Origin of the sequence: Pseudomonas sp. Irchel 3H7 (assembly GCF_900187605.1) — a bacterium.
Taxonomy (GTDB): domain Bacteria; phylum Pseudomonadota; class Gammaproteobacteria; order Pseudomonadales; family Pseudomonadaceae; genus Aquipseudomonas.
The window spans coordinates 81345-92934 of the sequence record NZ_FYEA01000004.1; the positions used below are offsets into that span (position 1 = coordinate 81345).

At 57.0% G+C, this 11590-nt stretch carries 11 protein-coding genes; all 11 read right to left on the reverse strand.

Annotated features, from left to right (window positions below):
* Positions 1-33: 33 nt before the first annotated feature.
* The gene (gene lpxD, locus CKW38_RS08900) at positions 34-1089 is read right to left on the reverse strand and encodes a UDP-3-O-(3-hydroxymyristoyl)glucosamine N-acyltransferase (protein ID WP_095112513.1); all 1056 of its coding nucleotides are present in this window, start codon (positions 1087-1089) and stop codon (positions 34-36) included.
* Between the two features lie 3 nt (positions 1090-1092).
* Positions 1093-1596, reverse strand: coding sequence for an OmpH family outer membrane protein (locus tag CKW38_RS08905; RefSeq protein ID WP_007908849.1), 504 nt, complete (start codon positions 1594-1596; stop codon positions 1093-1095).
* Positions 1597-1641: 45 nt separating this feature from the next.
* A complete protein-coding gene (gene bamA / locus CKW38_RS08910) occupies positions 1642-4017 on the reverse strand; it encodes an outer membrane protein assembly factor BamA (protein WP_007908850.1) in 2376 nt (791 codons plus the stop codon).
* Between the two features lie 74 nt (positions 4018-4091).
* Positions 4092-5444, reverse strand: a complete 1353-nt coding sequence (gene rseP, locus CKW38_RS08915; protein ID WP_095112514.1) for a sigma E protease regulator RseP — start codon at positions 5442-5444, stop codon at positions 4092-4094.
* Positions 5445-5498: 54 nt separating this feature from the next.
* A complete protein-coding gene (ispC, locus tag CKW38_RS08920) occupies positions 5499-6689 on the reverse strand; it encodes a 1-deoxy-D-xylulose-5-phosphate reductoisomerase (protein ID WP_007908852.1) in 1191 nt (396 codons plus the stop codon).
* Positions 6686-7492 carry a phosphatidate cytidylyltransferase gene (locus tag CKW38_RS08925; RefSeq protein ID WP_095112516.1) on the reverse strand — a complete coding sequence of 269 codons (807 nt, stop codon included), beginning with the start codon at positions 7490-7492 and terminating at the stop codon, positions 6686-6688. The genes ispC and CKW38_RS08925 overlap by 4 nt, the downstream gene beginning before the upstream one ends.
* Positions 7492-8247, reverse strand: a complete 756-nt coding sequence (gene uppS, locus CKW38_RS08930; protein ID WP_007908854.1) for a polyprenyl diphosphate synthase — start codon at positions 8245-8247, stop codon at positions 7492-7494. Before uppS ends, CKW38_RS08925 begins: the two co-directional genes overlap by 1 nt.
* 14 nt (positions 8248-8261) lie before the next feature.
* On the reverse strand, positions 8262-8819 hold the full coding sequence (frr, locus tag CKW38_RS08935; RefSeq protein ID WP_007908855.1) for a ribosome recycling factor: 558 nt from the start codon (positions 8817-8819) through the stop codon (positions 8262-8264).
* Positions 8816-9559 (reverse strand): UMP kinase, encoded by a 744-nt coding sequence (gene pyrH, locus CKW38_RS08940; protein WP_003222124.1) that lies wholly within the window; start codon positions 9557-9559, stop codon positions 8816-8818. Before pyrH ends, frr begins: the two co-directional genes overlap by 4 nt.
* Before the next feature lie 209 nt (positions 9560-9768).
* Positions 9769-10632, reverse strand: a complete 864-nt coding sequence (gene tsf, locus CKW38_RS08945) for a translation elongation factor Ts (protein ID WP_007908856.1) — start codon at positions 10630-10632, stop codon at positions 9769-9771.
* A 192-nt stretch (positions 10633-10824) separates the two neighbouring features.
* Positions 10825-11562, reverse strand: coding sequence for a 30S ribosomal protein S2 (gene rpsB / locus CKW38_RS08950; RefSeq protein ID WP_003222119.1), 738 nt, complete (start codon positions 11560-11562; stop codon positions 10825-10827).
* Positions 11563-11590 lie beyond the last annotated feature (28 nt).

Sequence of the window (11590 nt, forward strand, 5' to 3'; positions counted from 1 at the left end):
TAGAGGCTGTGCACACTTGATATGGAAATGGTATCAGCCATCTGATGAAGCATTGCCGTCAGGGGTCACTTCCCCTACGCGCTTTTCCAGCTGTTTCAAACGTCGCGCGATGTCATCGAGCTGACGGATGCGGGCCGCGCTTTTGCGCCATTCGGCCGCCGGTTGCATGGCTGTACCGGAAGAATAGGCACCCGGCTCGGTAATCGAGTGGGTCACCATGGTCATCCCGGTGAGGAAAACGTTGTCGCAAATATCAATGTGGCCGACCAGGCCAACACCGCCGGCGAGCATGCAGTGCTTGCCGATTTTGGTGCTGCCGGAAATGCCGACACACGCCGCCATGGCGGTGTGATCACCGACCTGAACGTTGTGGGCGATCTGGATCTGGTTATCGAGCTTAACGCCATTGCCGATCACGGTATCGGCCAACGCGCCGCGGTCGATGGCGGTGTTCACGCCAATCTCGACATCGTCGCCGATGGTCACACCACCGATCTGGGCGATTTTCTGCCAGATGCCTTTTTCATTGGCGAAACCGAAACCTTCGCCGCCGAGCACGGCACCAGACTGGATAACCACACGCTTGCCGATGCGCACGTCGTGATACAGCGTCACGCGTGGCGCGAGCCAGCCGCCTTCGCCAATTTCACTGCGCGCGCCGATGAAGCAATGCGCGCCCAGTGTCACGTTTGCCGCGATCCGCGCACCGGCCTCGATCACCACGAATGGGCCGATGCTGGCGGCTGGATCAACCACTGCGTCAGGCGCAATGACCGCCGACGGATGGATACCCGCAGTGGCTTTTGGCTTGGGATCGAACAGATGCGAGATTCGCGCGTAAGCCAGGTAAGGATCCGGCACCACCAACGCATTACCGGCAAAACCTTCGGCATCGGCTTCTTTGAGCAGCAGTGCTGCCGCCTGCGAGCCGGCGAGGTATTTGCGATATTGAGGGTTTGCCAGAAAGCTCAACTGAGCTGGGCCAGCCTCTTGCAAAGTGGCTAGCCCAGTAATTTTCGTCTCAGGGTCGCCACGCAGGGTGGCGCCGAGGAACTCGGCCAATTGGCCGAGCTTGATATTCACGGTCATGGGTTACTTCAGCTGATTCATGCGCTCGATAACCTGGCGCGTGATGTCGTACTGAGGTTTGACATCGATCACTGCACCACGCTCGAACACCAGATCAAAACCACCTTTCTTGATGACTTCTTCCACTGCGCTATCCAGCTTCGGCTTCAGTTGCTTGAGCATTTCACGGTCAGCAACGGCTTTGGCTTCGTTCAGCTCCTTGGACTGGAACTGGAAGTCACGGGCCTTTTGCTTGAATTCCAGCTCCAGACGCTCACGTTCACCCTGCTGCATTTTGTCGCCACCGGCCATCAGACGATCCTGAATACCCTTGGCGCTGCTTTCCAGCGTTTTCAGCTTGGTCAGTTGCGGACCGAACTTCTTCTCGGCATCCACGGCGTACTTCTTCGCAGCGTCGGATTCCAGCAAGGCCATCTGATAGTTCAGAACGGCAATTTTCATGTCGGCAAATGCCGGGCCTGCCACCATCAAGGAGGCCAGGAGAACCAATTGAGTCAACTTACGCACGATGCACTCCTACAAAATCCATTGTCGTTATCTTGGGTCAGACGCTTAGAACGTCTGGCCGAGGGAGAATTGGAACACTTGAGTTTCAGCCTCATCCGGCTTCTTGATCGGCATGGCCAACGCGAAGCTCAGAGGACCCAGTGCGGTGACCCAGGTCACACCCACACCCACGGAACTGGCCATGTTGCTCAGGCTGATGTCGTTGCACTTGGTGTTCGACGTCGAGCCGTTTGCATTGGTAGTGTCCTTGCACTGCGAGTCAAATACGTTACCCACATCCCAGAAAACAGAGGTGCGCAGCGAACGTTGATCTTTCACGAACGGCAGCGGGAACAGAACCTCGACACCACCCTGGATCAGGACGTTACCACCGAACGGCAGTGGATCCTGGTCCGGGTCAGCCAATGTGCCCGGGTTGGTGCCACGGCTCGGCGTACTGCGCGGGCCGAGGGTGCTGTCCTTGAAGCCACGAACCGAGTTGAAACCACCAGCATAGTAGTTTTCATAGAATGGCAAGCCATCGGTTCCGCCGTATCCATCGCCATAACCCAGCTCGGTGTGCAGACGCAGGGTGTAGTTCTCGCTGATCGGCTGGAACAGCTGACCGCGGTAATCCAGTTTGTAGAACGACAGGTCGCTGCCCGGCACGGTGGTTTCCAGGGTCAGACTCTGGGAACGACCACGGGTCGGCAGTACGCCTTTGTTCAGGGTCGATTCGGACCAACCGGCCGAAGCCTTGAAGTTCAGGTACTTGTCGCCTTCCTTGTTAACGAAGTCGAAAATCTCGTCAACGGTGTAGGTACCGGTCTTGATCTCGTCCTGTTGAACCGACAGGCCAAAGGTCAGACGCGAAGTCTCACTGATCGGGTAGCCAACGTTCACGCCGGCACCCAGGCTGTCGACCGCATAGCTTGCTACGTCGACGTCGAGGTCTTTGTAGTCGGTGGTGCGATAGAACGCGTTGTAACCCAGGCTCACACCATCGGCGGTCCAGTACGGGTCAACGTAGCCGAAGTTGTAGCGGCTCTGGTATTCACTGCGGGTCAGGCCGACGCTGACGCGGTTACCGGTACCGAGGAAGTTGTTCTGGGTGATCGAACCACCGAGGATCAGACCGGCACTCTGGGCGAAACCGACACTGGCGGTAATCGAACCGGAAGCCTGCTCTTCCACGGCGTAATTCACGTCAACCTGGTCGTCGACACCTGGCACGGCCGGGGTTTCAACGTTGACCTCTTTAAAGAAGCCCAGACGCTCAAGACGGGTTTTGGATTGGTCGATCAGGTAAGTCGAAGCCCAACCGCCTTCCATCTGACGCATTTCACGACGCAGCACTTCGTCCTCGGACTTGGTGTTGCCACGGAAGTTGATGCGATTGACATAGGCTCGCTTGCCCGGATCAACGGCGAACAGAATATCTACAGTGTGATCATCATCGTGCGGCTGAGGTACGCCGTTGACGTTGGCGAAGGTGTAACCCTCGTTACCCAGTCGACGGGTGATCAGTTCGGACGTGGTGGTCATCAGCTTGCGCGAGAACACCTGTCCCTTCTGCACCAGCAGCAGGGATTTGACTTGGTCCTCAGGGACTTTCAGATCACCGCTGAGCTTGACGTCACGAACGGTGTACTTCTCGCCTTCGTTGACGTTGACAGTGATGTAGACGTGCTTCTTGTCCGGGGTGATGGATACCTGGGTCGAAGCGATATCCATGTTGATATAGCCACGGTCCAGGTAGTAGGAGCGCAGACGCTCCAGGTCACCGGAAAGCTTTTCACGGGCGTACTTGTCATCGTTCTTGAAGAACGACAGCCAGTTGGTGGTTTTCAGCTCGAACAGATCGGTCAGGTCTTCCTCAGGGAAAACCGTGTTACCCACCACGTTGATGTGCTGAATGGCCGCAACGGTGCCTTCGTTGATCTTCACTTTCAGACCAACGCGGTTACGCGGCTGCGACACCACTTCGGTATCAACGGTAGCCGAGTAACGGCCTTGCGCGACGTACTGACGTTGCAGTTCGTTACGCACACCCTCAAGGGTGGCGCGCTGGAAGATCTCGCCTTCAGCCAGACCAGACTGTTTGAGGCCTTTCATCAAGTCTTCAGTGGAGATCGCCTTGTTGCCTTCGATCTCGATACTGGCGACCGACGGGCGTTCAACGACCGTGATGACCAGAACGTTGCCTTCGCGGCCCAGCTGGATATCTTGAAAGAAACCGGTTTTGAACAACGCACGAGTGGATTCCACCAGGCGACGATCATCCGCCTGCTCACCGACGTTCAACGGCAAGGCACCAAAGACGCTACCCGCGGAGACCCGCTGGAGGCCATTGACGCGAATATCAGAGATAGTGAAGGACTCGGCGTGAACTTCGGCGATCATCAATACGGTGAGAACCGCAGTTAGCAGCAGACGTTTCATGAAGTCCTTTCTTATTCCAACTGGCAATAAACAAACTGCCGCAAAATGCGGCAGATTCGCAATTCAGCGAAGCGTTACAGTCGACCCAGATCGTTGACCAGAGCAAGCAACATCACCCCGACCACCAAACTGATACCGATCTGTATCCCCCAACCTTGCACCCGATCCGACAAGGGACGACCACGCGCCCACTCGATCAGATAAAACAACAAATGCCCCCCATCCAGTACAGGAATGGGCAGCAAATTCAGAACCCCCAGGCTAATACTCAGATAAGCAAGGAAATTCAGGAAATCAGCGACGCCCGACTGGGCAGAAGCGCCCGCCACTTTAGCAATGGTTATCGGTCCACTCAAGTTTTTTACCGAGAGCTCGCCGAACAGCATTTTCTTTAGCGAATCGAGCGTCAGAATGCTCATGGTCCAAGTGCGACGGGCACCCTCGCCAATGGCAGCAAGAGGCCCGTAACTGACCTCGCGAATCATCTCCGGCGGCCAGTCGACAGCTTTTACACCTGCACCCAGATATCCGCTTGGCGATTTGCTTTCACCGCGCGCCGCCAGAGTGACAGGGACGTCGATTTGAGCACTGTCGCGCTCGATGCGCAGCATGATTTTGGTATCAGGACGCGTACGAACGGTATCGACCACTTGCTGCCAGTCATTCAGCGTCTGGCCGTCAAGGGCCAGCAGGCGATCACCCGTCTTCAGACCGGCAGCCTGAGCCGGGCCTTTCGGATCAAGCTCGGCAAGCACCGGTGGCAAAGCCGGGCGCCACGGACGAATACCCAAAGAGCGGATCGGGTCTGGCTCATCAGCACCTTTAAGCCAGTTATCCAGCTTCAGCTCACGCGGCGAATCCGCTGTCGAACCCTGCTCACGCACCAGCAACTGCAGAGAACCGCTTTCGCCCAGACGCCGGACCAACTGCAGATTGACGGCCGCCCAACCGGTAGTCGGCTCTCCATCGATCGCCACGATCTCTTCACCTGCGCTCAAACCGGCACTGGCGGCGATACTGCCGGATTCAACCGCACCGATGACCGGACGCACCTGTTCGCTGCCGAGCATCGCCAACACCCAGAAGAACACCAGCGCCAAGAGAAAATTGGCAATGGGGCCGGCCGCAACAATGGCGATACGCTGACGCACGGATTTGCGGTTGAACGACTGATCAAGCTGATCGACCGGGACTTCACCCTCACGTTCGTCGAGCATTTTGACATAGCCGCCCAGCGGAATCGCGGCAACCACAAACTCGGTGCCTTGCTTGTCGTGCCAGCGCAACAACGGCATGCCAAAGCCTACGGAAAAACGTAGAACCTTGACGCCACAGCGACGCGCGACCCAGAAGTGGCCGAATTCGTGAAAGGTGACCAGCACACCCAAAGCGATCAGGGTGCCGGCAATCATATAGAGCGCGCTCATCTATTTTCTCCGCAATCCTGTTCAGTGCCGCGTGTAGCCATTGTGTAGCAAATTCTATCGATCGTGGCGCTTCAGCCACTGCTCGGCCAGAACTCTCGCCTTGGCGTCTGCCGTAAATACGGCATCGAGGTCTGCCAATGCTACGACCGGTTCGAGGCTCAATACCTCCTCGATGATACTCGCGATTTCCAGGTAACGAACCCGTCCGTCGAGAAACGCTGCCACCGCTACTTCGTTCGCTGCGTTGAGCATCGCCGGAGCACTGTCGCCAGCTTCGGCAGCTTGCCGGGCCAGACGCAGGCAAGGGAAGCGTTCTTCATCCGGCGCCTCGAAGTCCAGGCGCGCCACAGCAAACAGATCCAGCGGTGCCACGCCGGAATCAATGCGCTCCGGCCAGGCCAGGGCATTGGCAATCGGCGTGCGCATGTCGGGATTGCCCAACTGCGCCAGCACCGAGCCATCGACATAATCGACCAGCGAGTGAATCACGCTCTGCGGGTGGATCACCACCTCGACCTGTGAGGGCTTGGCATCAAACAACCAACAAGCCTCGATCAGTTCGAGACCTTTATTCATCATGCTGGCCGAATCGACCGAAATCTTGCGCCCCATGGACCAGTTCGGGTGAGCACACGCCTGCTCAGGTGAAACATGCGCCAACTCACTCATCGGTGTCTGTCGGAACGGACCACCAGAGGCTGTGAGTAAAATCCGACGGACACCGACCGAGCTCAATCCACGGGCAAAATCCTGTGGCATGCACTGGAAAATCGCGTTGTGTTCGCTGTCGATCGGCAGCAGCACCGAACCGCTCTTGCGCACTGCCTGCATGAACAGGGCGCCGGACATCACCAGCGCCTCTTTATTGGCCAGGAGAATCTTCTTGCCGGCCTCGACGGCCGCCAGGGTCGGACGCAGCCCTGCTGCACCGACGATTGCCGCCATCACGGCATCGACCTCAGGAGCAGCAGCGACCTGGCACAGGCCCTCCTCCCCCACCAGCACGCGGGTGGGTAAACCGGCCGCACGCAAATCATCCTGCAAACCGCGCGCAGCGGCAGCTTCCGGCACCACGGCAAATTGCGGCACGTGACGCACGCACAAGGCGAAAAGCTCGCTCAGGCGCGTGAAACCACTCAGCGCGAACACCTGATAACGCTCAGGATGGCGGCCAATGACATCCAGCGTACTCAGACCGATCGAGCCGGTCGCACCCAGAACAGTGACCTGTTGAGGGCGACTCACGGTGCAGCCATCCACAGCAGCACGGCAAACACAGGGATGGCCGCTGTCAGGCTGTCGATACGATCAAGCACACCGCCATGACCAGGCAGCAGGTTACTGCTGTCCTTGATGCCGGACTGACGCTTGAACATGCTTTCGGTCAGGTCGCCAACCACGGAGATGAAGACGATCAGCGCAGCGCCAATCAAGCCTTTAAGCAACTCGGCGACCGTCCAGTCGCGAACAAACGCGACAATGGCAGTAATCACCAAACTCAGCGCAAGACCACCATAGACGCCTTCCCAGCTTTTGCCTGGGCTGACTTGCGGGGCCAGCTTGCGCTTGCCGAATTTGCGACCAGAGAAGTAGGCACCGATATCGGCCCCCCAGACCAGCACCATCACGGCCATGATCAGCCAGTTACCCAGCGGATACTGTTTGATCTGCACCAGACCTTGCCAGGCCGGCAGCAGAATCAGCAGGCCGATGACCAGTTTGGTTGCCGCACTGGACCAATGCACGCTGGACCGCGGATAGGTCAGCACCAGCCAGGTTGCCACCGCCCACCACAGCACGGAAGCACCCAGCACCCACGGGGCAAGCCCGGGCAGGATGTACATGATAAACAGCATGAACGCGACCACGGCGGCAAAACCCACGCGGAACGTTTGTCCGGTGAAGCCTGCCAGACGCGCCCATTCCCACGCACCCAAAGTCACGACCAGACCGATAAACAAGGCAAAACCGGAACCTTCCAGCAGGAAAAACCCGCACAAGGCAATCGGCAGCAGGATCAGTGCAGTGATGATTCGTTGTTTAAGCATTAAACCCGGGCTCCAGCTTCGACCTGTTCGCTCGTTTTACCGAAGCGACGCTGGCGCGAAGCGAAATCGGCCAGCGCATTGCGCATGGCATCGTGTTTGAAGTCCGGCCAGAACAGGTCGGAGAAGTACAACTCGGCGTAAGCCAGTTGCCACAGCAGGAAGTTGCTGATGCGATGCTCGCCACCGGTACGAATGCACAGGTCTGGCAACGGTAGATCGCCGGTCGCCAGACAGGTTTGCAGCAGATCCGGGGTGATGTCTTCCGGACGCAGGTGCCCGGCCTGAACTTCACGCGCCAGACGCTGCGCAGCTTGTGCGATATCCCACTGACCGCCGTAATTGGCGGCGATCTGCAGGATGAATCGGTTGGCGCCCGCCGTCATCGCCTCGGCTTCACGCATTGCCGCCTGAAGCTCCGGATGAAAGCGCGAACGATCGCCAATGATGCGCAGGCTGATGTTGTTGTCGTTGAGGCGCTTGGCCTCACGACGCAAGGCCTTGAAGAACAGGTCCATCAAGGCACTGACTTCATCGGCCGGGCGCTGCCAGTTCTCACTGGAAAACGCGAACAAGGTGAGCACTTCGACCTTGGCCTCGGCGCACACCTCGATTACGGCACGCACAGCATCCACGCCCGCTTTATGCCCGGCGACACCCGGCATAAAGCGTTTTTTCGCCCAGCGATTGTTGCCATCCATGATGATCGCGACATGGCGCGGCACCGCGGACGGCGCAGTCTGCTTGGTCTTGTCCATTAAAAGCTCGAACCTTATACGGCCATCAGATCCGCTTCTTTTTGCTTGGTAGCCGTGTCGATATCAGCCTCGGCCTTGTCGGTGAGCTTCTGAATATCGGCAGCGGCACGACGCTCTTCGTCTTCGCTGATTTCTTTGTCCTTGACCAGTTTCTTCAGCTCGCCCAAGGCGTCACGACGGATGTTGCGCACGGCAACACGAGCGTCTTCAGCAGCACTGCGCGCCTGCTTGGTGAAGCCCTTGCGGGTTTCTTCAGTCAGGGCAGGCATGGAAATCAGCAACAACTCGCCCAGGTTGGTCGGGTTGAGGTTCAGGCCAGCGCTCTGGATTGCCTTGTCGACCGCTGCGAGCATGTTGCGCTCGAAGGCCACGACTTGCAGAGTGCGCGAGTCTTTTACAGTGATGTTGGCCACTTGGGTGATGGAGGTGTCAGCACCGTAGTACGGCACCATCACGCTACCCAGAATGCTTGGGTGAGCCTTGCCGGTACGAATCTGGCCGAATGCATGGGCCAGAGAGTCCAGGGATTTTTGCATGCGCTCTTGAGCGTCTTTTTTGATTTCGTTGATCATTGTTGACCTTCCTCGATCAGGGTGCCTTCAGCGCCGCCATGGACGATGTTCAGCAGGGCACCAGGCTTGTTCATGTTGAATACGCGCAGCGGCATCTTGTGGTCGCGGCACAGGCAAATAGCTGTCAGATCCATTACACCCAGCTTGCGATCCAGCACTTCATCATAAGTCAGATGATCGAACTTCTCGGCATGCGGGTCTTTGAACGGGTCAGCGGTGTAGACGCCATCGACCTTGGTCGCTTTGAGCACGACGTCGGCATCGATCTCGATTGCGCGCAGGCAGGCTGCAGAATCCGTGGTAAAGAACGGATTACCGGTACCGGCCGCGAAAATCACCACGTCCTTGGAGTTCAGGTGGCGCATGGCCTTGCGGCGATCATAGTGATCGGTCACGCCAACCATGGAAATGGCCGACATCACGATGGCCGAGATATTGGCACGTTCCAGCGCATCACGCATGGCCAGGGCGTTCATCACAGTGGCCAGCATGCCCATGTGGTCGCCTGTCACCCGATCCATACCGGCTTTGCTCAAGGCTTCGCCACGGAACAGGTTGCCACCGCCGATCACCAGACCGACCTGCACGCCGATGCCGACCAGCTGGCCGACTTCCAGTGCCATCCGATCCAGCACTTTTGGATCGATCCCGAACTCTTCCGAGCCCATCAGGGCCTCGCCGCTAAGCTTGAGTAGAATGCGTTTATAGCGAGCCTGATAACCACTGCCCTGCTGAGCCATTGCGAATCTCTCCTGCGGCGTATTTAAAATTCTTTGCGAGCTGTTTACAGCTGGCGTTCACTCTAGCTTGGCGCTGCTTCAGCGCCATCGGAACATGGCTTTGTAAGTCAGTTCCAAGTGGAAACCAATAAAAAATTGGCAACCCCATCTGAAAAGAGGCTGCGCGCGTGAGCGGGCAGCCTCTTTCGGGCGACAGTTGAAAAACCGTCTTATTGCTTGGCGGCAGCCAGCTGGGCAGCAACTTCTTCAGCGAAGTTGTCGACCGGCTTCTCGATGCCCTCGCCTACTTTGAAGTAGGTGAAGGAAACGATTTCAGCACCGGCTTTCTTGGCCAGTTCGCCAACCTTGATTTCAGGGTTCTTGACGAACGCCTGCTCAACCAGGCTTGCTTCAGCCAGGAACTTGCTGATACGGCCTTTGACCATATTTTCAACAATGTTTTCTGGCTTGCCTTTGATTTTTTCTTCGTTCAACTGCAGGAACACAGCTTTTTCACGTTCGATAGCTTCAGCCGAAACTTCCGATGGCAGCAGGAACTCAGGGTTGCTGGCCGCTACGTGCATAGCGATGTCTTTGGCCAGTTCAACGTTACCGCCTTTCAGAACAACTGCAACACCGATCTTGTTGCCGTGCAGGTAGCCACCAACAACGTCGCCTTCTACGCGAACCAGACGACGGATGTTGACGTTTTCGCCAACCTTGCCGACCAGTACCAGGCGAGCAGCTTCTTGAGCTTCGATCAGCGGAGCAACATCAGTCAGCTTGTCAGCGAAAGCTTTTTCAATGCTTTCAGCAACGAATGCCTTGAAGTCGTCCTGCAGAGCCAGGAAGTCGGTCTGCGAGTTCACTTCCAGCAGAACAGCAGATTTGCCGTCTTCTTTCAGAGCGATGGCGCCTTCAGCGGCAACGTTGCCAGCTTTTTTGGCAGCCTTGATTGCGCCCGAAGCACGCATGTCATCAATGGCTTTTTCGATGTCGCCGTCAGCCTTTTCCAGGGCTTTCTTGCAATCCATCATGCCTTCGCCGGTACGCTCGCGCAGTTCTTTAACCAACGCTGCAGTAATTGCTGCCATTTTCAAATTCCTCTTGGATAGGTTTTCAACCATTCCACCCGATCGAACGGGCGTTCAATTCGTCCCAAACCCCACGTTGTAGCTGCTGCACGTTACAGAAGCTGTAGCTGCGCCGCCGACAAATGGTTTTCGAGGTGGCAAAAAGGGGGCCAAGCCCCCTTTTTGCTTACTGAGTCAACGCCAGGGCGTTAATTACTCAGCTGCAGCCTGAGTTTCTTCAGCTGCGAATTCTACAGTGCCGCCAGCAACATTGTTGCGACCACGGATTACTGCGTCAGCCATCGAACCCATGTACAGCTGGATAGCGCGGATTGCGTCATCGTTGCCTGGGATGATGTAGTCAACGCCTTCCGGGCTGCTGTTGGTGTCGACAACGCCGATTACCGGGATGCCCAGCTTGTTGGCTTCGGTGATCGCGATGCGCTCGTGGTCAACGTCGATCACGAACAGTGCGTCTGGCAGACCGCCCATGTCTTTGATGCCGCCCAGCGAACGATCCAGCTTCTCAAGATCACGGGAGCGCATCAGCGCTTCTTTCTTGGTCAGCTTGGCGAAAGTACCGTCTTCGGCTTGAACTTCAAGGTCACGCAGACGCTTGATGGAAGCACGAATGGTTTTGAAGTTGGTCAGCATGCCGCCCAACCAGCGGTGATCGACGTACGGCGAACCGCAACGTGCTGCTTCTTCAGCAACGATCTTGCCAGCGGAACGCTTGGTGCCGACGAACAGAATCTTGTTTTTGCCCTGGGCCAGACGCTCTACGAAAGTCAGAGCTTCGTTGAACATTGGCAGGGTTTTTTCAAGGTTGATGATGTGAATCTTGTTACGCGCGCCGAAAATGTACTTACCCATTTTCGGATTCCAGTAACGGGTTTGGTGACCGAAGTGCACACCGGCCTTCAGCATATCGCGCATATTGACTTGGGACATGATAGTTCCTTAATAAGTCGGGTTTGGC